This is a genomic window from Umezawaea tangerina, assembly GCF_003002815.1.
Lineage (GTDB): Bacteria > Actinomycetota > Actinomycetes > Mycobacteriales > Pseudonocardiaceae > Umezawaea > Umezawaea tangerina.
Window position 1 is genome coordinate 240,590 of sequence record NZ_PVTF01000007.1, and the last position, 24,520, is coordinate 265,109.

Sequence of the window (24,520 nt, forward strand, 5' to 3'; positions counted from 1 at the left end):
GCGCGAGGCGCTGGCGATGGACCCGCAGCAGCGGCTGCTGCTGGAGACCACCTGGGAGGCGCTGGAACGCGCCGGGATCGACCCCACCCGACTGCGGGGGACCGACACCGGCGTCTTCGTCGGCACCAACGGCCAGGACTACGCCACGGTGCTGCGCAACGCCGACGTCGTGGACCTGCGCGGCCACATGGCGACCGGCAACACCGCGAGCGTCATGTCCGGCAGGCTGTCCTACACGCTCGGGCTGGAGGGGCCCGCGGTCACCGTCGACACGGCGTGCTCGTCCTCGCTCGTGGCGATGCACTGGGCCGTCAAGGCCCTGCGCGACGGCGAGTGCTCGATGGTGCTCGCCGGCGGCGTCTCGGTGATGTCCACACCGGACTCCTTCGTCGAGTTCAGCGCCCAGCAGGGCCTCGCGCCCGACGGCCGCTGCAAGGCCTTCTCCGACGACGCGGACGGCACCTCCTGGGCCGAGGGCGTCGGCATGCTCGTGCTGGAACGGCTGTCCGACGCGCGCGCCAACGGCCACCAGGTCTGGGGTGTCGTCCGGGGCACGGCGATCAACCAGGACGGCGCCTCCAACGGGCTCACCGCGCCCAACGGCCCCGCGCAGCAGCGGGTGATCCGGCACGCGCTCGCCGACGCGGGCCTGTCGGCCGCGGACGTCGACGCGCTGGAGGCGCACGGCACCGGCACGGTGCTGGGCGACCCGATCGAGGCGAACGCCCTGCTCGCCACCTACGGCCAGGACCGCGCCGAGCCGCTGCTGCTCGGCTCGGTGAAGTCGAACATCGGGCACACGCAGGCCGCGGCGGGTGTCGCCGGGGTGATCAAGCTGGTCATGGCGATGCGGCACGGGCTGCTGCCCAGGACGCTGCACGCCGACAGGCCCTCGTCGCACGTCGACTGGGACTCGGGCGCCATCGAGCTGCTGGGCGAGGCCCGGCAGTGGCCCGTCACGGGGAGGCCGCGCCGGGGTGGCGTGTCCGCGTTCGGCGTGAGCGGCACCAACGCCCACGTCATCCTGGAGGAGGCACCCGCGGTCGAGGCGCCAGTCGCCGCCGCCGCGGTGGTCCCCACCGTCGTGCCGTGGCCGGTGTCCGGCCGCACGCGGGAAGCGCTCGACGCGCAGACCGAGCGGCTTGACGGGTTCGTGCGCCGTGCCCCCAAACCGTCCTTTGTGGACGTCGGCTACTCGCTGGCCGTCGGCCGTGCCGCCCTGCCGCACCGGGCGGTCCTGCTGGCGACCCCGGACGGTGTCGTGGAGACCGTGCGCGGCACGGTCCGCGGCTCCGCCGGCGCGACGGCGTTCCTGTTCTCCGGCCAGGGTTCGCAGCGGCTGGGCATGGGCAAGGAGCTCTACGAGCGGTTCGGCGTGTTCGCCGACGCCCTCGACTCGGTGTGCGCGCACCTGGACCTGGAGCTGGACCGCCCGCTGCGCGAGGTGATGTGGGGCGAGGACGCCGAGGAGCTGAACCGGACCGGTTGGGCGCAGCCCGCGCTGTTCGCCTTCCAGGTCGCCCTGCACCGGCTCCTGGAGTCGTGGGGCGTGCGGCCCGACCACCTGGCCGGGCACTCGGTCGGCGAGATCGCCGCCGCGCACGTGGCCGGTGTCCTGACGCTGGCCGACGCCTGCACCCTGGTCGCCGCCCGCGGCAGGCTCATGCAGGCGCTGCCGACCGGCGGCGCGATGGTCGCCCTGGAGGCGACCGAGGACGAGGTCGCCCCGCTGCTCGGCGAGGGCGTGTCGATCGCCGCGGTGAACGGCCCGAGCGCCGTCGTGGTCGCGGGCGAGGAGTCCGAGGTCGTCCGGATCGCCGGTCGGTTCGAGGCGGACGGGCGCAAGACCCGGCGGCTGCGGGTGAGCCATGCCTTCCACTCGCCGCTGATGGAGCCGATGCTCGCCGGGTTCGCCGACGTCGTGGCGGGCCTCGCCTTCGCCCCGGCCGTCGTCCCGGTGGTGGCCAACGTCGCCGGGGCGCTCCCGGAGGACCTGGCCACCCCCGGCTACTGGGTCCGCCACGTGCGCGAGGCGGTCCGGTTCTCGGACGGCGTGAGCGCGTTGCGGGCCGCCGGTGTCGGCGCGTTCGTCGAGATCGGCCCGGACGGCGTGCTGTCGGCGATGGTGGGCCAGTACGACGACGCCCCGCCGACCGCGATCGCCGCCCTGCGCAAGGACAGGGGTGAGGAACGGGCGATCACTGCCGCGCTCGCCGCGCTGCACGCGGCCGGTGTCGCCGTCGACTGGACGGCGTACTTCGCCGGTACCGGCGCGCGGCAGGTCGACCTGCCCACCTACGCGTTCCAACGGGAGCGCTTCTGGCCCGCCGCCCTGCCCGCGGCCTCGCGCGACACCACCCCGGACCCGCTCGAGGCGGAGTTCTGGGCGTCCGTGGAGAGCTCGGACGTCGACTCGCTGTCGGCGAGCCTCGACGTGGCGGGCGAGCAGCTGGCCGCGGTGCTGCCCGCGCTCTCGGCGTGGCGGCGCAAGCGCAACGACCAGGCGGTCACGGACGGCTGGCGCTACCGGGTGGGCTGGACGCCGCTGTCCGGCGGCACGGCGGTGCTGTCCGGTACCTGGCTGGCCGTCGTCCCCACGGGCTGGCGGGAGGACCGTCGACTGTCCACAGTGGTCGATTCGATGGGCGCCGACGCGCTCGTCGTTGAGGAGGGCCCGGACCTCGGCTCGCGGCTCACCGCGGCGGCGCAGGACGTGGACGTCGCCGGAGTGCTGTCCCTGCTCGCCCTGGCCGTGGGCGGGGTCCCGGCTCCGGCCTGGCCGTCCGCACTGCTGGACGAGCTGGACCGCGCGGGGATCCACGCGCCGCTGTGGTGCGCCACCACGGGTGCCGTGGCGGTCGACCAGGACGAGCGCGTCGCGGACGCCCGCCAGGCGGCGGTCTGGGGGATGGGCCGGGTCGCCGCGCTGGAGCACCCCGCCCGCTGGGGCGGGCTGGTCGACCTCCCGAGGGACTTCGACGAGCGCGTGGCCGGACTGGTAGTCACCGCGCTCGCCGGTGTGCCGCACGGCACGGCCGTCGAGGACCAGGTGGCGATCCGCGGGGCGGTCCTGTCCGGACGGCGGCTCGTCCGCGCGGTCCCGGACGCGGACACCGCGCCGTGGCGGCCGTCGGGCACCGTGCTGATCGCCGGCGGCACCGGATCCGGTGCCGCCCAGGTGGCCCGCAGGCTCGCCGAGGCGGGCGCGAAGCACCTCGTGCTCACCGGCACGACCGATGGGGACGCCCTGCGGGCCGACCTGGCCGCGCTGGACGTGGAGGTGACCGCGAGCCCGACGGCTCTCGGCGACCAGGACGCGCTCGCCGCCCTGCTGGCCACCATCGGCGGCGACGCGCCGCTCACCGCGGCCGTCGTCCTCGGCGACCGGGTCGGCGTGCTCCCGGACACCCCCACCGGGCATCAGGTCGCCGACGGCCTGACCGCGGCCGTGGCCGACGCGGCGCACCTCGAAGAGGCGCTGCGCGACCGGCCGGACGTCGCCCTCGTGCTGTTCACCTCGGTGGCCGGTGTGCTCGGCATCCGCGGTCGCGGCGTGCAGGCCGCGGCGGACGCCTACCTGGACGCCCTGGCCACCCGGCGACGGGGGACCACGGCGATCTCCTGGGGCGCGCTGGACCTCGGGGCACCCGACGACAGCGGCCTGGTCCGGCACCTGCGGCTCTCCGGACTTCCCGCCATGGCACCGGACCTCGCGCTCGGCGAGCTGAGCCGCGCGGTCGCGGAGGGCACGCACGTGGCCGTCGTGGACGTGGTGTGGGAGCAGTTCGCGCCCGTCTTCACCGAGTCGCGGCCGAGCCCGCTGCTGGCCGGGCTGCCGGAGGCGGCCGTCGCGCCGCCCACCACCGGGGAGGCGACCGGACCCGGAGACCAGGAGCTGCGGCTCGCGCTGCTCGGCAGGCCCGCGGACGAGCGGACGGCGGACGTGCTCGACCTGGTGCGGGAGAAGGTGGCCGTCGTGCTCGGCCACGCAGGCGCCGCCGCGGTCGACGTCGACCTGGCGTTCCGGGACCTCGGCTTCGACTCGCTGACCGCCGTCGACCTGCGCAACCAGCTGGCCACCGCGACCGGGCTCGCGTTGCCCGCCACGCTGGCGTTCGACTACCCGACCCCCGCCGTGCTCGCCCGGCACCTGCTGGCCGAACTGCTCGACGAGCAGCCCGACACCCCCGTCGGGACGGGCGTCGTGGCGCACACCGACGACCCGATCGTGATCGTCGGCATGAGCTGCCGCTACCCCGGCGGCATCGGCTCGCCGGAGGACCTGTGGGACGTGGTCGACGGCGAGGTCGACCTGGTCGGCCAGCTGCCCGCCGACCGCGGCTGGGACCTGGCGGGCCTGCTGGGCACGGAGCCCGGCACGACCCCGCGCACGGTCGCCCGCTCGGGCGGGTTCCTCGCCGGCGCCGCGGACTTCGACCCCGGCTTCTTCGGGATCTCGCCCCGCGAAGCCATGATCATGGACCCGCAGCAGCGGATCCTGCTGGAGGCGACCTGGGAGGCCTTCGAACGGGCCGGGATCGACCCGGCCGGGCTGCGCGGCGGCGACGCGGGCGTGTTCGTCGGCGGCGGCAGCGGTGACTACCGCCCGGCGGCCGACGGCGGCGAGTGGCAGAACGTGCAGTCGGCGAGCCTGCTGTCCGGGCGGCTGGCCTACACGTTCGGCATCGAGGGGCCGACGGTCACCGTCGACACCGCGTGCTCGTCCTCGCTGGTCGCGATGCACCTCGCCGCGCAGGCGCTGCGCAACGGCGAGTGCTCGCTGGCCGTCGCGGGCGGCGTGACCGTCATGTCCTCGCCGACCAACTTCGTCGAGTTCGGCGAGCTCGGCGCGCTGTCGGCCGACGGCCGGTGCAAGGCGTTCTCGGACACCGCCGACGGCACGGGCTGGTCCGAGGGCGTCGGCGTGGTCGTGCTGGAACGGCTGTCCGACGCGCGGCGCGAGGGCCACCGGGTCCTCGCGGTGATCCGCGGGTCGGCGATCAACCAGGACGGCGCGTCCAACGGCCTCACCGCGCCCAGCGGACCGTCTCAGCAGCGGGTGATCCGCAAGGCGCTGGCCGTGTCGGGGCTGGCGGTCTCCGACGTGGACGTCGTGGAGGCCCACGGCACGGGCACGAAGCTGGGGGACCCGATCGAGGCGCAGGCGCTGCTGGCGACCTACGGGCAGGGCCGTGAACGTCCGGTGCTGCTCGGCTCGGTGAAGTCGAACATCGGTCACACGCAGGCCGCCGCGGGCGTGGCGGGTGTGATCAAGATGGTGATGGCGATGCGGCGGGGCGTGGTGCCCAGGACGTTGCACGTCACCGAGCGGTCGTCCCACGTGGACTGGTCGGCCGGTGCGGTGGAGCTGCTGACCGAGCAGACCCCGTGGCCCGCGGTCGACCGCCCGCGCCGGGCCGCGGTCTCGGCGTTCGGGGCGAGCGGGACCAACGCGCACATGATCATCGAACAGGCTCCGGTCGAGGAGGCCGCCCCTGCCGCCGAGCGGCGGTCCGGGGTGGTGCTGGTGCCGCTGTCCGGGGCCACGCCCGCCGCGCTGCGCGCACAGGCCGTGCGGCTGCGGCAGCCCGCCTACACCGACGTCGACCCGGCCGACCTGGCGTTCTCGCTGGCGACGACGCGGGCCGCGTTCGAGCACCGCGCCGCCGTCCTGGTCACCGGACCCGACGACCTGGCGGCCGGGCTCGACGCCGTGGCCAAGGGTCGGCCGAGTCCGTTCGCGGTGACCGACCGGGCCGTGGGAGGCGGGAAGCTGGCGTTCCTGTTCACCGGCCAGGGGGCGCAGCGCGCGGGGATGGGCAGGCAGCTGCACGAGCGCTTCCCGGCGTTCGCGGAGGCCTTCGACGCCGTGCTCACCGAGCTGGACGCCCGGCTCGACCGCCCGCTGCGGGAGGTCGTCTTCGCCGAGCCCGGCACGCCGGAGGCGGACCTGCTCGACCAGACCGGCTACACCCAGCCCGCCCTCTTCGCGGTCGAGGTGGCGCTGTTCCGGCTGGTGCGGTCCTGGGGCCTGCGCCCGGACTACCTCGCGGGCCACTCGATCGGCGAGCTGGCGGCGGCGCACGTGGCCGGTGTCCTCTCGCTGGCCGACGCCTGCGAGCTGGTCGCCGCCCGCGGCAGGCTGATGCAGGCACTGCCCGCCGGTGGCGCGATGGCGTCGCTGGAGGCCTCGGAGGACGAGGTCGTTCCGCTGCTCGGCGAGGCCGTGTCGATCGCCGCGGTGAACGGGCCGAACGCCGTCGTGGTCGCCGGTGAGGCGGCCGCCGTCGAGCAGGTCCGGGAGCGGTTCGCGGCGCTGGGACGCAGGACGAGGACGCTGAGGGTCAGCCACGCGTTCCACTCGCCGCTGATGGACCCGATGCTGGCGGAGTTCGCCGAGGTCGCCCGCCGGGTGACCTACCAGGCCCCGACCGTCCGGATCGTGTCGACCCTGACCGGCGGGGTGGTCGCGGCCGACGAGATCGGCACCGCGGACTACTGGGTCCGGCACGTGCGGGAGGCGGTGCGCTTCGGCGACGGCCTGCGCACGATGCTCGACCTCGGTGTCACGGAGCTGCTGGAGCTCGGCCCCGACGGTGTGCTCACCGCGATGGCGCACGACAGCATCCCGCCGTCGGGCAGGCCGCAGCTGGCCGTCACGGCGCTGCGCCGCGACCGCGACGAGGAGCCCACGCTGGTCGCCGCGGTCGCCCGGCTGCACGTGCGCGGGGTGGACGTGGACTGGTCCGCGTTCCACGCGGACGGCGCACCGCGCCGGGTCGACCTGCCGACCTACCCGTTCCAGCACCAGAGGTTCTGGTCCTCGGCCGAACCCGCACCGGTCCGCGGCACCGCCGCGCCCGAGGACGAGCGGTTCTGGGCCGCGGTGCGCGACGAGGACATCGAGTCCCTGGGGAGCATCCTCGACGTCCGGCGGGAGGCGCTGTCGGAGGTCATGCCCGCGCTGCTCGACTGGCGGGCCGCGCACCACTCCCGGTCCGTTGTGGACGGATGGCGCCACCGGATCGTCTGGCGGCCGCTGTCGGGTCGTTCCGCGGCGGGGCCGTCCGGCCCGTGGCTGGCGGTCGTCCCGACGGGTCGCCTGGCCGACGAGTGGGTGTCCGGCGTGCTCGCCGCGCTCGGCACCGAGGTGGTCGCGGTCGAGGTGGCCGGACCGGACCGGGCGGCGATCGCCGAGCTGCTGCGCTCGGTGGACGGCCGGTTCGGCGGGGTGGTCTCGCTGCTCGCCCTGGACGACACGGCGTCGGCGGACACCCCGACCGGCGTGCTGCTCACCGTCGCGCTGCTGCAGGCGATGGGGGACGCCGGGATCGGCGCCCCGCTGTGGTGCGCCACCAGGGGAGCGGTGACCGTCGGCGCCGCCGACGACACCGTGCCCGACCCGGCGCAGGCGGCGGTCTGGGGCCTCGGCCGGGTGGCCGCGGCGGAGTACCCGGACCGCTGGGGCGGTCTGGTCGACCTGCCCCGGACGCTGGACGGGGACTCCGCGTCCCGGCTCCCCGGCGTGCTGGCCGCCGCGAACGGCGAGAACGAGGTGGCCGTGCGCTCGTCCGCGACGTTCGGCAGGCGCCTGGCACCCGCTCCCGCACCGGTTCCGGACCGGCTCTGGGACCCCACCGGGACCGTGCTCGTCACCGGCGGCACGGGCGCGCTCGGCGCGCACGTGGCCCGGCGGCTGGCCCGGCAGGGTGCCGAGCACCTGGTGCTGGCCAGTCGCAGCGGCGCCGACGCGCCGGGAGCCGCCGAGCTGCGGGACGAGCTCGTCGGACTGGGGACCGACGTCACGGTGGTCGCCTGCGACGTGGCCGACCGCGACGCGCTGGCGGCCCTGCTCGCGGACATCCCGGAGTCCAGGCCGCTCACCGGTGTCGTGCACACGGCCGGTGTGCTCGACGACGGGATCCTCGAAGGCATGACGCCGGACCGGTTCGACGCCGTGTTCCGGTCGAAGGTCACCGCGGCCCTGCTGCTCGACGAGCTGACGGCGGAGGCCGACCTGTCGGCGTTCGTGCTGTTCTCCTCGGCCTCGGGCACGATGGGCAACCCCGGCCAGGGCAACTACGCGGCGGCCAACGCGATGCTCGACGCCCTCGCCGAGCGGCGCCGCGCGAACGGCAGGGCGGCCACCGCGATCGCCTGGGGCGCCTGGCGCGGAGCGGGGATGGCGGGCACGGCGTCCGCGTCCGAGAGCTCCCAGCGCGCGGGCATCGGCGCGATGGACCCGGACCTGGCGGTCCTGGCGCTGCGCCAGCTGGTCGTGGAGAACGAGCCGACGGCCGTGGTCGTCGACGTGTCCGCGGACCGGTTCGCCCGCGGCACGCTGGCCGCCCGTTCCGGTGCCCTGCTCCGCGACCTGCCGGGGTACGCGGAGGCCCCGCGGGTCACCGCCACGATCGACGAGGAGGCGGCGGGCCTCGCCCTGCGGGACCGGTTGGCGGGCAGGTCGCCCGCGCAGCGCACGGAGGTCGTGCTGGAGCTCGTGCGCGGTCTCGCGGCCGAGGTGCTCGGACTGGCCGACACCGACGTCGTCTCGCCGGACAAGGCGTTCCGCGACCTCGGGTTCGACTCGCTGACCGCCGTGGAGCTGCGCAACAGGCTGCACGCGGCCACCGGCCTCACCCTGCCGTCGACGCTGGTGTTCGACCACCCGGCACCCGCCGCGCTCGCCGCGCACGTGCTCGACCGGCTGGTGCCCGACAGCGGTGCGGGCGACGGCGGCGACAGCGAGGAGGCCGCGGTCCGCAAGCTGCTGGTCTCGGTGTCGCTCGGCCAGCTGCGGGAGATCGGCGTGCTCGAACCACTGCTGCAGCTCGCGGGCCGCGCCTCGGCACCACCGCGGGCCGAGGAGGGCGGGGCCATCGACTCGATGGACGTCGCCGACCTCGTGAAAGCCGCCCTCAACGGACAGCCCGACTGATGGAGCAGACCATGACGACGCCGGACGACCAGGTTGTCCAAGCACTGCGCACGGCCGTGAAGGAGACGGACCGGCTGCGACGGCAGAACCGGCGGCTCGTGGCCGCCGCCACCGAGCCGGTCGCGATCATCGGCATGGCGTGCCGCTACCCCGGCGGGGTCGCCTCGCCGGAGGACCTGTGGGACCTGGTGGCCGCGGGCGGGGAGGGCATCGTGCCCTTCCCGGACGACCGGGGCTGGGACATCGACTCGCTCGCCGGTGACGGCGGCGGCAGCAGTGCGACGCTGCGCGGCGGGTTCCTCGCGGGCGCCGACCGGTTCGACGCCGGGTTCTTCGGCATCTCGCCGCGGGAGGCCGTCGGCATGGACCCCCAGCAGCGCCTGCTGCTGGAGGTGTCGTGGGAGGCCTTCGAGCGGGCCGGTGTGGACCCCGCGTCGCTGCGCGGGAGCCGGACCGGTGTGTTCGTCGGCACCAACGGCCAGGACTACGCCTACCTGGTGGTCAAGGCGGCCTCCGAGGCCGCGGCCGAGGTGGGGACGGGCATCGCGGCCAGCGCGGCGAGCGGCAGGCTGTCCTACACGTTCGGGCTCGAAGGCCCGGCGGTCACCGTGGACACGGCGTGCTCGTCGTCGTTGGTGTCGATGCACCTCGCGGCGCAGGCGCTGCGGGCCGACGAGTGCTCGCTGGCACTGGCGGGCGGCGTCAACGTCATGTCCACCCCCGGCGCGCTGGTCGAGTTCTCCCGCCAGGGCGGCCTCGCGCCGGACGGGCGGTGCAAGGCGTTCTCCGACGCCGCGGACGGCACGGGCTGGTCCGAGGGTGTCGGGATGCTCCTGCTGGAGCGGCTGTCGGACGCCGAGCGCAACGGCCACCGCGTGCTCGGGGTGCTGCGGGGCTCGGCGGTGAACCAGGACGGCGCGTCCAACGGCTTCACCGCGCCCAGCGGACCGTCGCAGCGGCGGGTGATCCGCCAGGCACTGGCCAACGCCCGCCTCGAACCGTCCGAAGTGGACGTCGTGGAGGCGCACGGCACGGGCACGAGGCTGGGCGACCCGATCGAGGCGCGGGCCCTGCTGGACACCTACGGGCAGGGCCGCGAACGCCCGGTGCTGCTGGGGTCCGTCAAGTCGAACATCGGTCACGCGCAGGCCGCGGCGGGCGTGGCCGGGGTCATCAAGATGGTGATGGCGATGCGCCGGGGGATCGTGCCCAGGACGCTGCACGTCACCGAGCGGTCGTCCCACGTGGACTGGTCGACGGGCGCCGTCGAGCTGCTGACCGAGCAGAAGGCCTGGCCCGAGGCGGACCGGCCGCGCCGGTCGGCGGTGTCGTCGTTCGGCATCAGCGGCACGAACGCCCACGTGATCCTCGAACAGGCCCCCGACACCCCGCTGCCCGAGGCCGGGGACGGGTGCCGCCACCCGGTGCCGTGGGTGCTGTCGGGCCGGTCCGCCGCCGCGGCGCGGGACCAGGCCGACCGGCTGCGGTCCTGGGCCGGCGAACGGCCGGGGCTGGACCGCGTGGACGTGGGGTGGTCGCTGGCGTCGACGCGGTCGCACTTCGAGCACCGCGTCGCCATCGTCGGCGACGCCGTGGTCGAGGGCGTCGCGGGCCGCGGCCGGGTCGGGGTCGTGTTCACCGGCCAGGGCTCCCAGCGGCTGGGGATGGGCCGGGACCTGCACGACCGGTTCCCGGTGTTCGCCAAGGCGCTCGACGAGGTCGTCCCCGAGCTCGACCGGTGGCTGGACAGTCCGCTGCTGGACGTGATGTGGGGCGAGGACGCCGAGGAGCTGGACCGGACCGGGTGGGCCCAGCCCGCGCTGTTCGCCGTCGGGGTCGCGCTGTACCGGCTGGTCGAGTCCTGGGGCGTGCGCCCCGAGGTGGTGGCCGGGCACTCGCTGGGCGAGATCACCGCCGCCCACGTCGCCGGGGTCCTGTCCCTGCGCGACGCCTGCGCCCTGGTGACGATCCGCGCCCGGTCGATGCAGGCCCTGCCGCCCGGCGGGGCGATGCTCGCCGTCGCCGCGGGCGAGTCGGACGTGCTGCCGCTGCTGGAAGGGCACGAGGACGAGGTGTCCCTCGCCGCCGTGAACGGCCCGTCGGCGGTCGTGGTCGCGGGCGTGCACGACGTCGTCGAGCGGATCGCCGGGCAGCTCGCGGACCGCGGTGTGCGGACCAAGCGGCTGCCGGTGTCGCACGCCTTCCACTCGCCCCTCATGGACCCCGTGCTGGCAGGCCTCGCCGAGGCGACCGCCTCGATCCCCTCGCACGCCCCGACGATCCCGATCGTGTCCAACGTGACCGGCGCGCTCGCCGGGCCCGACACGTTCTCCGCCGGGTACTGGGTGGAGCACGTGCGCGAGCCGGTGCGCTTCGCCGACGGCGTCGCGGCCATGGACGTGGACGTGCTGCTGGAGCTGGGCCCGGACGGCGTCCTGTCCGCGATGGCCCAGGAGGTCCGCGGCGAGTCCGTCGCCACGGTTCCGTTGCTGCGCAAGGGACGCGAGGAGGACGTCGCCGCGGTCACCGCGCTGGGCAGGCTCCACACCCTGGGCGTGCGGCTGGACTGGTCGGGCTTCTACGCCGGGACCGGTGCGCGGGTGGTCGACCTGCCGACCTACGCGTTCCAGCACGAGCGGTACTGGCCGGACGCCGCAGGTGCGGCGTCCGGTGACGTCACGGGCGCGGGCCTGGGTGCGGTGCGCCACCCGCTGCTGGGCGCGGCGGTCGAGCTCGCCGACGGCGAGGGCACCGTGCTGACCGGCCGGTGGTCGTCGCGGACGCACCCCTGGCTGGCCGACCACACCGTCGGGGGCCGGGTGCTGTTCCCCGGCACCGGGTTCGTCGAACTGGCCCTGCGCGCGGGTGACGAGGTGGGCTGCGACCGGGTGGAGGAGCTCACCATCTCGGCGCCCCTGGAGCTGCCCGACCGCGGCGCGGTCGTGGTCCAGGTCCGGGTCGGCTCCCCGGACGACTCCGGCCGCCGTGAGCTGGGCGTGTACGCGTTGGACCCCGAGCGGGTCGGCGACCGGTGGACCCGCCACGCGTCGGGGTACCTCGTCCCCGGCACCCCCGCCGCGGTCGCCGTTCCCACCGGCGCCTGGCCGCCCGCGCACGCCACCGCGGTGGACGTCGCCGGGTTCTACGAGCGTTCCGACTACGGGCCGCTGTTCCAGGGGCTGACCGGGGTGTGGCGCGACGACGACGGGATCCACGTGGAGGTGGCGCTGCCCGGCCAGGCGCGCGACGCGGGTCTCTTCGGCGTGCACCCGGCGCTGCTGGACGCGGTGCTGCACTCGGTCGGCTACCTCGACTCCGACGAGCCGGGCCACGGCGTGCTGCCGTTCGTCTGGGAGGGCGTGTCCCTGCACGCGACCGGCGCCACCGCGTTGCGGGTCCGGCTCACCCGGACCGGCACCGACGCGGTGTCGATCACCGCCGTCGACGGTGCGGGCAACCCGGTGGTGTCGGTGGACAACCTCGTGCTCAGGGCCTCGTCCGGTGAGCGGGCGGCCCGGCCGGGCCGGGAGTCGGACTGGCTCTTCCGGCTGGACTGGACCCCGCTCGCGGTCGCCCCGACGCCGGAGATCCGCTGGGCCGTCCTCGGTGAGGACGCACCGGGCCTGACCGGGAGCCTGCGGTCGCTGGTGGGCAAGGGGGACGCGCTGCGGGACGTGGTCGACTCCGGGGCCGACCCGGAGCTGGTGCTGGTCTGCGTCCCGACCGCCGAGCGGACCGGTCTCGGCGCGGTGCACGAGCAGACCTCGTGGGCCCTCGACGTGCTGCGGCAGTCGCTCGCCGAGCCGTGCGCCGACCTGCGGCTGGTCTTCGTCACCAGCGGCGCGGTGGACGGCCAGGACGTGGCCGCCGCGGCGGTGTGGGGCCTGGTGAGGTCGGCCCAGGTGGAGCACCCCGGCCGGTACCTGCTGCTGGACGTGGACGTCGCCGACGACCCGAAGGCCGCGCTGGAGGCCGTGCCCGCGCTGTTCGCGGCGGGGGAGACCCAGGCCCGGGCCACCGACGGGACGATCCGGGTCGGCAGGCTGGAGCGGTTCACCGCGGACGCCACGACCGCGCCGGAGTGGGACCCGCACGGCACGGTGCTGGTCACCGGCGGCACCGGCGGCCTCGGCGCCCACCTGGCCCGCCACCTCGTCGCCGACCGGGGAGCGCGCAACCTGCTGCTGGTCAGCAGGCGGGGCCCGGACGCGCCCGGCGCGGTCGACCTCAAGGCCGAGCTGACCGCCGGGGGTGCCGAGGTCACGATCGCCGCCTGCGATGTCGCCGACCGCGCCGCGGTGGCCGGGCTGCTGGCCGGGGTCCCGGCCGAGCACCCGGTGACGGCGGTCGTCCACACCGCGGGCGTGCTCGACGACGGCGTCGTCGACTCGCTGACACCGGACCGCCTGGCGACCGTGCTGCGCCCCAAGATCGACGCCGCGTGGCACCTGCACGAGCTGACCGGCGACCTCGCCGCGTTCGTGCTGTTCTCCTCGACGGCCGGCGTGACCGGAAGTGCGGGCCAGGGCAACTACGCCGCGGCCAACGCCGCACTGGACGCGCTGGCGCGGCACCGGCTGAGGTCTGGCTCGCCCGCGTTGTCGCTCGCCTGGGGCGCGTGGGCGCAGGAGGGCGGGATGACCGGCACGCTCAGCGACGCCGACATCCGCCGGATGAGCCGGTCCGGGTCCGCCCCGCTGACCGTCGGGCAGGGCATGGCGCTGTTCGACGCGGCCACGTCCTCGACCGAACCGGTGCTGGTCCCGTTGGCGGTCAACACGTCCGGCGCGCGCACCGGTGCCGTCGCCCACGCGGTGCTGCGCGGTCTCGTCCGCGGCACCCGGCGCACGGCCGCCGACGCGGCGGCTCCGGTCGTCCCGATCGGCAGGCAGCTGGCCGGTCTGGACGCGCACGCGCGGCACACCCGGCTCGTGGACCTCGTCCGCACGGAGGTCGCGGCGGTCCTCGCGCACCCGTCACCGGACTCGATCGGCGTGGACCGGGAGTTCCGGGAGCTGGGCTTCGACTCGCTCACCGCGGTCGAGCTGCGCAACCGCGTCGCCGCGGCCACCGGACTGCGGATGTCGGCCACGCTCGTGTTCGACTACCCGACCCCCACGGCGCTGGCCGAGCACCTGCTCGCCGAGCTGGTGTCCGATGTGGACGGTGGTGGCGGTTCCGACCCGCTCGCCGACCTCGACCGGCTGGAGAGGTCTTCGACCGCGCTCGACGAGGCCACCAGGGCGGGTGTGGTGACGAGGCTGCGGCGGCTGCTGACCCGGTGGAGCGCGCCGGGCGACGAGCCCGGCGAGGTGGAGGTCACCGAACGGATCTCCTCGGCGAGCGAGGACGAGATCTTCGCCTTCATCGACAACGAACTCGGCCGTTCCGGCCGGCGGTGACCCGGCGGCTTGTCCCTTGAGAAGGAAGGTGTACGCACGATGCCGGACGACAACAAGCTCGTCGACTACCTGAAGTGGGTCACCGCGGATCTGCACCAGACCCGCCGTCGCCTGGAGGAACTGGAGTCCGGCAGGCACGAGCCGGTCGCCATCGTGGGGATGGCGTGCCGGTTCCCCGGCGGGGTCGCCTCGCCGGAGGACCTGTGGGAGCTCGTGGCCTCCGGCGGCGAGGCGATCTCGGGGTTCCCGACCGACCGAGGCTGGGACTTCTCCCTGCTGGCCGGGGAGGGGCCCGGCCGCAGCGCGACGCTGCAGGGCGGATTCCTGCGCGACGTCGCGGACTTCGACCCGGCGTTCTTCGGGATCTCGCCCCGCGAGGCGATGGCGATGGACCCGCAGCAGCGGCTCCTGCTGGAGACCTCGTGGGAGGCGTTCGAGCGGGCCGGGATCGACCCCACCCGGTTGCGCGGCAGCCGGACCGCGGTGTTCGCGGGCACCGACGGCCAGGACTACGCCAACCTCGTGCTGACCTCCGGTGAGGACGTGGAGGGCCACGCGGGCACCGGCATCGCCGCCAGTGCGATCGCGGGCAGGCTGTCCTACACGTTCGGGCTCGAAGGCCCGGCGGTCACCGTGGACACGGCGTGCTCCTCGTCGTTGGTGTCGCTGCACCTCGCGGGACAGGCGCTGCGCGCGGGCGAGTGCTCGCTCGCGCTGGCGGGCGGCGTGACGGTGATGACCACGTCGTTGCGGTTCGCCGGTTTCACCCGGCAGGGCGCGCTCGCCTCCGACGGGCGCTGCAAGGCCTTCTCCGACTCCGCGGACGGCACGGGCTGGTCCGAGGGCGTCGGGATGTTCGTCGTCGAGCGGCTGGCGGACGCGCAGCGCAACGGCCACCCGGTGTGGGCGGTGATCCGCGGGTCCGCGGTGAACCAGGACGGCGCGTCGAACGGCTTCACCGCGCCGAACGGCCCGTCGCAGCAGCGGGTGATCCGCCAGGCGCTGGCGAACGCGGGCCTGTCCGCCGCCGACGTCGACGTGGTCGAGGCGCACGGCACCGGCACGGTCCTGGGTGACCCGATCGAGGCGCAGAGCCTGCTCGCGACCTACGGGCAGGACCGCGACCGGCCGGTGCGCCTGGGGTCGGTCAAGTCGAACATCGGGCACACCCAGGCCGCCGCGGGCGCGGCCGGTGTGATCAAGATGGTCATGGCGATGCGGCACGGCGTGCTGCCGGAGACGCTGCACGTGACCGAGCCGTCGTCCCACGTGGACTGGACGACCGGTGCAGCGGAGCTGCTGACCGAGCGCTCCGAGTGGCCGGAGGTGGACCGTCCGCGTCGGTCGGCGGTGTCCTCGTTCGGGGTGAGCGGCACGAACGCGCATTTGGTCCTGGAACAGGCTCCAGAGGCGGAGGCTGAGGACGTTCGCGCCGCGGTCGATCGCGTTGTGCCCTGGGTGCTGTCGGGCAAGACCGCCGCTGCCGCCGCCGACCAGGTCGCGCGGCTGCGGTCGTGGGTGGCCGGGCGGCCGGGGCTGGACGCCGCGGACGTGGGCCTGTCCTTGGCCGTGGCCCGGTCGCAGTTCGACCACCGGGTCGGTCTGGTCGGTGACGCCGTCGTCGAGGGTGTCGTCGGCCGCGGCCGGGTGGGTGTGGTGTTCTCGGGTCAGGGGTCCCAGCGGCTCGGGATGGGCCGTGGGCTGCACGGCCGCTTCCCGGCGTTCGCGGCGGCGTTCGACGAGGTCGTGGCCGGGTTCGACGGGCTGCGGGACGTGGTGTGGGGTGACGACCAGGAGGTTCTGAACCGGACCGGGTGGGCCCAGCCCGCGTTGTTCGCGGTCGAGGTGGCGTTGTTCCGGCTGCTGGAGTCCTGGGGCGTGCGGCCCGAGGTGGTGGCCGGGCACTCGTTGGGCGAGATCTCGGCTGCCCACGTGGCCGGGGTGCTGTCGCTGGCGGACGCGTGCGCGCTGGTGTCGGCTCGCGCCCGGTTGATGGAGGCGCTGCCACCGGGCGGCGCGATGCTGGCCGTGGCCGCCGCCGAGGCGGATGTGCTGCCGCTGCTGGCCGGGCACGAGGACGAGGTGTCGGTGGCCGCGGTGAACGGGCCGTCGTCGGTGGTGGTCTCGGGCGCGGTCGCGGCGGTGGAGCGGATCGCCGCCGAGGTGGCCGATCGCGGGTGGAAGCACCGGCGGTTGGCGGTGTCGCACGCGTTCCACTCGCCGTTGGTGGAGCCGATGCTGGCCGACTTCGAGGCGGCACTGGCGCCCCTGTCGTTCCACGCCCCCCGGATCCCGGTGGTGTCCAACGTGACCGGCGAGGTCGCGACGGCGGAGGTGCTGTGCACGGCCGGGTACTGGGTCGACCACGTGCGCGAGCCGGTGCGGTTCGCCGACGGTGTGGCGGCGATGGACGTGGACGTCGTGCTGGAGCTGGGACCCGACGGTGTGCTCTCGGCGATGGTCGCCGAGATCGTGCCCGGCCTGGCCTCGGTGCCGATCCTGCGCAAGGACCGGGACGAGGAGCAGGCGGCGATGACGGCGCTGGCGGCACTGCACACCCGCGGCGTGCGGATCGACTGGGAGGGGTTCTTCGCCGACACCGGCGCGCGGCTGGTCGACCTGCCGACCTACGCCTTCCAGCACCAGCGCTACTGGCCGCAGAGCCTCGCGGGCGCCGGTGACGTGACCGGCGCCGGTCTGGCGTCGGTGGGACACCCGCTGCTGGGCGCCACCATGACGCTGGCCGCGGGGGAGGGCACCGTGCTCACCGGCAGCCTGTCCCTGCGGACCCACCCGTGGCTGGCCGACCACACGATCATGGGCGAGGCGGCGCTGCCCGCCACCGGGTTCATGGAGCTCGCCCTGCGGGCGGGCGACGAGGTCGGGTGCGACCGGATCGAGGAGCTGACCCTGTCCGCGCCGCTCGTGCTGCCGCGGGAGGGCGCGATGCGCGTGCAGATCCAGGTGGACGCCGACGACGAGCACGGCCGCAGGCAGGTGCGGATCTCGGCGACGCCCCAGGACGGCGACGGCGAGTGGACCCGGCTCGCGGCCGGTGTGCTCGCCGTCGGGGCGCCCGCGGCCCGCGACATCGGCGCGTGGCCCCCGGAGGGCGCGGTCGAGGGCGAGCTGGACGGCTTCTACGAGCGGTCCGAGTACGGCCCCGTGTTCCAGGGGATGCGACGCGTGTGGCGGGCGCCGGGCGAGGTGTTCGTCGAGGTGGCGCTGCCCGGTGACGTCCGGGACGCGGGCATGTTCGGCCTGCACCCGGCGCTGATGGACGCCGTCGTGCAGTCGGTGGCGTTCCTGGACTCCAGTGAGCCGGACCGGCCGCTCGCGCCCTTCTCGTGGGAGGGGGTGGGCCTGCACGCCGGTGGTGCCACGGCACTGCGGGCCCGGCTCTCCTCCGCGGGCGGCGACGTCGTGTCGATCACGGCCGTGGACTCCGCCGGTCAGCCCGTGGTCTCGGTCGAGGCACTGGGCCTGCGCCCCCTGGCGGCCGGTGCCACGACGGGTCCTCGCGGCGGGCAGGAGTCGTTGTTCCGGCTCGAATGGGCCCCCGTCGACGCGGCGGTGGTCCCGGAGACCCGGTGGGCCGTGGTGGGCACCGACGAGCTCGGCGTCAGCTCCGACCTCGTCCGGGCGGGCTGCCCGGTGGTCGGCTACGGTGCCTCGCTGGGGGAGGTGTTCGGCCGGGGCAACGACCCCGAGCTCGTGCTGGTCCCGGTGAGCGGTGCGCCCGGTGGCGGCCCTGAGTCCGTCCACGACGCGACCGCGTCCGTGCTGGCCCTCCTCCAGGACTGGTTGACCCGCGAGGACTGCGCCGACGCGCGGCTGGTGCTGCTCACCAGGGGCGCGACCGACGGCGGCAACCCCGCCGCGGCCGCCGTGTGGGGGCTGGTGCGCGGAGCGCAGTCGGAGAACCCCGGCCGTCTGCTGCTGATGGACATCGACGACGCCGGCGCGTCCAGGCCGCGGGTGGCGTGCGCGCCCGCCCTGCTCGCCGCCGGCGAGACCCAGGTCGTGGTGACCGGCGGCGACGTGCGAGCGGGCCGGTTGGCGCGGTACTCCGCGGACCCGGACGCCACGCCCCGCGAGTGGGCGGCGGACGGCACCGTGCTGATCACCGGCGGCACCGGCGCGCTGGGTGCCCAGCTCGCCCGGCACGTGGTCGCCGAGCGCGGCGTGCGGCGGCTGCTCCTGGTGGGCACGCGCGGCCCGGACGCGCCGGGCGCCCTGGAGCTGCAGGCCGAGCTGATCGCGCACGGGGCGGACGTCACGATCGCGGCCTGCGACGTGTCCGACCGGGCCGCGGTCGCCGGACTGCTCGCCACCGTCCCCGCGGAGCACCCGCTGACCGCCGTCGTGCACACGGCGGGCGTCCTGGACGACGGCGTGATCGGCGCGCTCACGCCAGGGAGGCTCGCCACCGTGCTGCGCCCGAAGGCCGACGCGGCCTGGCACCTGCACGAGCTCACGCGGGACGCCGACCTGGTGGACTTCGTCCTGTTCTCGTCGCTCTCCGGCGTGATGGGCAGCCCTGGGCAGGGCAACTACGCGGCGGCCAACGCGGCCCTGGACGCACTGGCGACGCAGCGCCGGACCGAAGGGCTGCCCGCGCTGTCGCTGGCCTGGGGAGCCTGGGCGCAGGGCAGCGGCATGACCGGGGCCTTGAGCGAGGCGGACATCCGGCGCATGGCGAGCTCCGGCTCGGTGCCGCTGACCGGCGCGCAGGGCATGGCGCTGTTCGACGAGGCCACCGCCAGCCCGGAGCCGGTGCTCATCCCGTTGGCGGTGAAGTCCGGCGCGCGCGGCGGGGTCGCTCCGCATCCGCTGCTGCGCAACCTGGTCCGCGCTCCCCGGAGGGCGGCCGCCGCGGCGGGCGAGGTCTCCTCTGCCACCCTCCACGACCGCCTGCGCGGCCTCGACACGACCGAACGGGAGCGGGTGTTCCTGGAGCTGGTCGTCGACTACGCGGCCGTGGTCCTCGGACACCCGGACTCCAGCGAGATCGACCCCGAGCGGGACTTCCTGGAGGCGGGCTTCGACTCGCTGATCTCCGTGGAGCTGCGCAACAAGCTCGCCGACACGACCGGGCTGCGGCTGCCCGCCACCGTGGCCTTCGACCACAAGACCCCCGCCCTGCTGGCCCGGTGGCTGCGCGAGCAGGTCGCCGCGGGCGCCGGTTCGGCCGCCGCGACCTCGTCCGGCGCGCCGGAGGACACGATCGGCAGGACGTTCTTCGAGGCCGTCAACGGCGGCAAGCTGGAGGAGGGCTGGACCCTGCTCAAGGCGCTCGCGGGCGTCCGGCCGATGTTCGACATGCCCGCCGAGCTCGACGAGCTGCCCGCACCCGTGACGCTCGCCCAGGGAGCCGCCGAACCGCTGCTCATCTGCGTCAGCGCGCCGGTGATGACCGGTGGTGTGCACCAGTACGCGCGCATCGCGGCGCACTTCGGCGGCACCCGACGGATCCTGGCGCTGCCGCTGCCGGGGTTCGGCGCGGGGGAGAGCCTGCCCGCGTCGGCGCAGGCCATCGCGCGGGTGGTGGCCGAGAGCGTCCTGCACGCCAGCGACGGCGAGCCGTTCGTGCTGGTCGGGCACTCCTCCGGCGGCTCCATCGCGCTCGCGGCGGCGGGCCTGCTGGAGAGCATGTGGGGGGTGCGCGCCGAGGGCGTCGTCATGCTGGACACCCTGAGCGTGCGGCACGGCCGGGAGGAGAGCACCGACTACCGGATGCTGGCCAAGACCTACATCGGCGACGAGTCGGCGTCCACGTCCACGGTGGACAGCACCAGGCTGTCCGCGATGGCGCACTACCTCAACCGGATGTCCGGCCTGCACGCCGAGCCGACCACGGCCCCGAAGCTGCTCGTCCGGTGCAGCAGGCCGCTGTTCGACTCCGCCGACGCCGCGTCGACGCACGAGCAGCAGGAGGAGCTGGTGCCCGCCGACGACGTCGTCACCATCGACGCCAGCCACTTCTCGCTGGCGCAGGAGGACTCCGCGGTCACCGCGCGGGTGGTGGAGGACTGGCTGACGAGGATCGGCACCACGGCGGCCCGCGTCCGCTGACCTGACGAAAGGGGGGTGGTGCCGGATCCCCGGCACCACCCCCCTTTCGCGCGTCCTGCCTCAGAAACCGGTCACCCTGATGGCGCCGGACGGGCACATGTCCACGGCCTGCAGCACGGCGGCCGCGTCGGGGCCGGACGGGTGCTGGTCGAGCACCTTGACCATGCCCTGGTCGTCCTGGTCGAACAGCCCCGGCGCGTTCAGCACGCACTGGCCCGCGCCGACGCACCGGCCGTCGTTCACATCGATCCGCATCGTCCTTCTCCTCTACTACTCCGGCGGTGGGCCGGGCCAGGTCACCAGCGCACCGGCAACGTGTGCAGGCCGAACAGGGTCCCGTCGTGCTTGAACCGCAACAGGTCCGGCGTGGTGTCCAGGGCGAGCGTCGGGACGCGCTCGAACAGCGTCCGGTAGACGATCTCCATCTCGGCCCGGACCAGGTTCTGCCCGAGGCACTGGTGCACGCCGTAGCCGAACGCCACGTGGTTGCGCGTGCTCCGGCCGGGGTCGAAGTCCTCGGGGCAGCCGAAGTTGCGGTCGTCCCGGTTGGCGCCCGCGATCAGCGGCATGATCCCCTCGCCCGCCTTGACGAGCTGCCCGCCCACCTCCACGTCCTCGACCGCGACCCGCAGGGCCACCAGGTCGGCGACGGAGTGGTAGCGCAGCAGCTCGTCGACCGCGCGGCTGTCGCCGATCCACCGCGGGTTGCCCAGCAGCGTGACGACACCGAGCGCGATGTTGTTCGCGGTGGTCTCGTGGCCCGCGATCAGCAGCAGCATCACCACACCGGTGAGCTCCCGCGGTTCCAGGTTCCCGTTGGCGAGCAGCCTGCTGACCAGGTCGTCGCCCGGCCGCTTCTGCTTGAGGGCGATCAGCCGCTCCAGGTAGCGCAGCAGCTCGCGGACCGCCACGTCGCGCTCGGCCTCGGTGGTGGTCTGGACGCTGACGAGGGTCTTCGTCCGCGACTCGAAGAAGTCCCGGTCGATCGGGGGCACGCCGAGGATCGTCGAGATGACCAGCGACGGCACTGGCAGCGCCAGCTCGGCGACCAGCTCGGCCGAGTCGCCCTTCGCGAGCATCGCGTCGATCTGCTCGTCCACGATGGACTGGATGGTCGGCTGCCACTCGCGGACCCGGCGCACGCTGAACTCCGGGATGAGCGCCTTGCGGAACCGGTCGTGCTCGGGCGGGTCCAGCCCGACGAACCAGCCGGGGATCTGGTCCTGCCGCGGCACACCGCCGGTGACGGCGACGTTCGGGAAGCCGGGCCGGGACGGGTTGGAGCTGATCCGGCGGTCGGTCAGCACCGTGCGGACGTCCTCGTGCCGGGTCACCAGCCACACCGGGCACCCGGTGGGCAGCACCGAGCGCACCAGGCCGTCCCGGTCGCGGAAGTCCGCGTACTGCGGGGGTGGGAACGGCACGTCCGGCTTGCGCACCGGGAACTCCGTGACGCCCGTGTCTTGGATTGTCATGCCACGCGCCTCGTCTCCGTGGGTCAGCCGACGCCGTAGAAGGCGCGGATCCTGCCGATGATGTGGTCCTGGTCGTCCGCGGTGAGCTCCGCGTGGGTCGGCAGGTACAGGCCGTCGCGGCTGAAGCGCGCGGCCTTCAGCGACTCCCAGTCCGGGGAGAGGTAGCCGGGCTGCTGGCTCATGGGCTTGAAGAACAGCCGCGTGTCGATGCCCTCCTCCGCGAGGTAGGCGCGGAGGTCGTCGCGCCGCTGCGCCCGCACGTCGTACATCCACAGCACGTCCCGCGGCGGCATGAGGATGATGCCGGGGACGTCCTTGAGGCCCTTGTCGTAGCGCAGCTCGATCTCGCCGCGGATCTTGAGGATCTCGTCCAGGCGCTCGGTCTGCGCCAGCGCGACCGCCGCCTGCATGTTGGTCATCCGGAAGTTGTAGCCGACCTTCTTGTGCAGGAAGCTGTGCCGCTGCTCGTCACCGGGGACGAGCCGGTCGGAGGTGGGTGCCATCGTCCGCAGGTGCGCGAGCTGGCGGGCCAGCCTGTCGTCGTCGGTGAGGCAGATGCCGCCCTCGCCCGCGGTGATGATCTTGTTGGCGAACAGCGAGAAGCAGGCGATGTCGCCGACCGGCTTGACGCCGTGCGCCTCGGCGGAGTCCTCGACCACGCGCAGGTTGTAGTGGAAGGCGATGTCCATGATCGCGTCCATGTCGCACTGGCGGCCGTAGACGTGCACCGGCATGATGGCCTTGGTGCGCGGGGTGATCTTCGCCTCGATCAGCGCGGGGTCGATCGTCAGGTCGTCGCGGCAGTCGACGAACACCGGCGTGGCGCCGACGTAGTCGACCGGCCACGCCGAGGCCACCATGGTGAACTCGGGGACGATCACCTCGTCGCCGGGGCCGATCCCCAGCGCGCGCAGCGCGAGCGTGAGCGCCGCGGTGCCCGACGAGCACGCGACGCCGTGGGCGACCCCGTTGTAGTCGGCGAACGCCTGCTCGAACTGCTTGACGTAGGGTCCCTGCGCGGAGATCCAGCCGTTGGAGACCGCGCTGGTCACGTACTGCAGCTCACGTCCGGTGAGGCTGGGTTTCGTGACCGGGTACTTGAATCCCATCGGATCCTCGGTTCTGTTGGGGGACAGGGGTGGGAAGGTCATTCGCGGCCGGACACGAGCCCCACGAGCAGGTCGGCGGCGCGTTCGCGACCGCCCGCCCCGCGCAGCAGGTCCCGGTAGTGCTCCGCGCGCTCGCGGAACGAGCTCTCGGTGAGCACCCTGGTGAGCTTGTCCACCACGTCGTCGGGGTCGAAGCCCGCCGGTCGGTCGAGGGTGAGGCTGACGCCGAAGTCCTGCCCGCGCAGGGCCTGGTCGTGGCAGTCGATCCACAGTGGACGCGAGACCAGCGGCTTGCCGAAGTACAGGCTCTCGTGGAAGCTGTTGCCGCCCGCGTGGGTGAACATGGCCTTGACGTTCGGGTGGGCCAGCGCGTCGTACTGCGAGGGGATCCAGTCCTCGACGCGCACGTTGCCCGGCATGGACCCGTCGGTCGGCAGCAGGTGCTGCTGCCCGGTCGGCAGCTTCCAGAGGAACTGGTGCCTGCCCTCCAGCCGCCGGGCGACCTCGAGCAGGTCGTCGACCTGGGGCTTGGTCAGCCGGGTGTTGGTGCCGAAGGCCATGTAGACCACGGAGTCCTGCTCGGACAGCCACCGGGACATCTCCACGTCGTCCGGCGCCTCGGGCAGCGGCGGGACGACGGCGCCGACGAGCCGCATGTTGCGCGGCGGCGTGAACGGGTAGTCCATCTCCGCCACCGAGTAGCACAGCACCATCTCGGCGAGCTCGACGGCGCCCATCGGCTTGCGGGCCTTCCAGTCGATCCCGAGCTCCTTGCGCTTGCGCGAGTCCTCGATCATCATCCGCGCCATCCTCGGGTCGAGGAAGATCCCGAGCGTGCGCCAGCGGAAGAGCCTGTTCTGCAGGCGCTGCAACGGGGTCATCCTCAACGGCAGACCGGAGTGGGGCACCGGGAAGTCGGGTGAGGTGTAGGACTTGCCGAACGGCATGTAGGTGGAGACGAGGTTGCTCGGCAGGTACGGGGCGCTGAGCACGTACGGGATGTTCTTGGTGACGGCCACGTCCACCCCGAACGCCGCGGTGGTGTCGATCACCATCAGCGCGGGCTCCACCTCGTCGACGGCGGCGCTGAGCCGCTCGTACTTGGGCAGGTGCACGCCGGGGTCGTAGCTGTGCTTGATCATCGCCTTGTGCGACTTGAACCGGGAGGGCTGGGTCACCGCGCGGTAGACCTCGTCGCTCCAGGTCAGCGCGGACAGCCGGGGCTCGACCTCGCCGAGCGACCAGAACTCGACCTTGGACTTGTCCGCCAGCGCCTCGACGTCCCCGCGCCGGTGCTCGTCGGTGGCGAACCAGATGTCCTGGACACCGCGCCGGGCCAGCTCGCCGGCCAGCACGCGCAACGAGTTCATCAGCCCGCTCTCCGGCAGGGTGACGAACATGATCGGCCGCCGAGGGGAATCCATGGGCTTCCTTTCCAGAATGGGCCGCGAGCGCGCGGCCGGAGGCCGGTCCCGCAGTCGTACGAGACCTTGATCTCACGGCAGCGGCCCGGAATCCCCT

At 74.4% G+C, this 24,520-nt stretch carries 5 protein-coding genes and 2 pseudogenes (1 of these 7 only partly in view); 3 read left to right on the plus strand and 4 right to left on the minus strand.

Annotated features, from left to right (window positions below; genetic code table 11):
* From CLV43_RS24150 to CLV43_RS24160, 3 genes and pseudogenes are all read left to right on the plus strand, one after another.
* Nucleotides 1-8,938, plus strand: the final stretch of a protein-coding gene (locus CLV43_RS24150) for a type I polyketide synthase (RefSeq protein WP_106189546.1). The gene continues 19,253 nt to the left of window position 1, outside the view; the window shows 8,938 of its 28,191 coding nt (coding positions 19,254-28,191); its start codon lies off the left edge, out of view; it ends in the stop codon at nt 8,936-8,938.
* A 44-nt stretch (nt 8,939-8,982) separates the two neighbouring features.
* Nucleotides 8,983-14,340: pseudogene (locus CLV43_RS24155) on the plus strand (type I polyketide synthase); the annotation flags it as partial.
* Between the two features lie 39 nt (nt 14,341-14,379).
* Nucleotides 14,380-20,415 (plus strand): annotated as a pseudogene (locus tag CLV43_RS24160) (alpha/beta fold hydrolase); the annotation flags it as partial.
* 60 nt (nt 20,416-20,475) lie between these two features.
* On the opposite strand, the gene CLV43_RS24165 reads toward CLV43_RS24160, so the two are convergent.
* The 4 genes from CLV43_RS24165 to CLV43_RS24180 are packed head-to-tail and all read right to left on the minus strand — an operon-like array spanning nt 20,476 to nt 24,423.
* Nucleotides 20,476-20,670 (minus strand): ferredoxin, encoded by a 195-nt coding sequence (locus tag CLV43_RS24165; RefSeq protein ID WP_106189549.1) that lies wholly within the window; start codon nt 20,668-20,670, stop codon nt 20,476-20,478.
* Between the two features lie 41 nt (nt 20,671-20,711).
* Nucleotides 20,712-21,890: a cytochrome P450 gene (locus tag CLV43_RS24170; protein ID WP_106189550.1), complete on the minus strand. Its 1,179-nt coding sequence runs from the start codon at nt 21,888-21,890 to the stop codon at nt 20,712-20,714.
* Between the two features lie 23 nt (nt 21,891-21,913).
* Complete coding sequence (locus CLV43_RS24175; protein WP_106189551.1) at nt 21,914-22,999, minus strand: DegT/DnrJ/EryC1/StrS family aminotransferase; 1,086 nt, start codon at nt 22,997-22,999, stop codon at nt 21,914-21,916.
* A 38-nt stretch (nt 23,000-23,037) separates the two neighbouring features.
* The gene (locus CLV43_RS24180) at nt 23,038-24,423 is read right to left on the minus strand and encodes a glycosyltransferase (protein WP_106189552.1); all 1,386 of its coding nucleotides are present in this window, start codon (nt 24,421-24,423) and stop codon (nt 23,038-23,040) included.
* Nucleotides 24,424-24,520 lie beyond the last annotated feature (97 nt).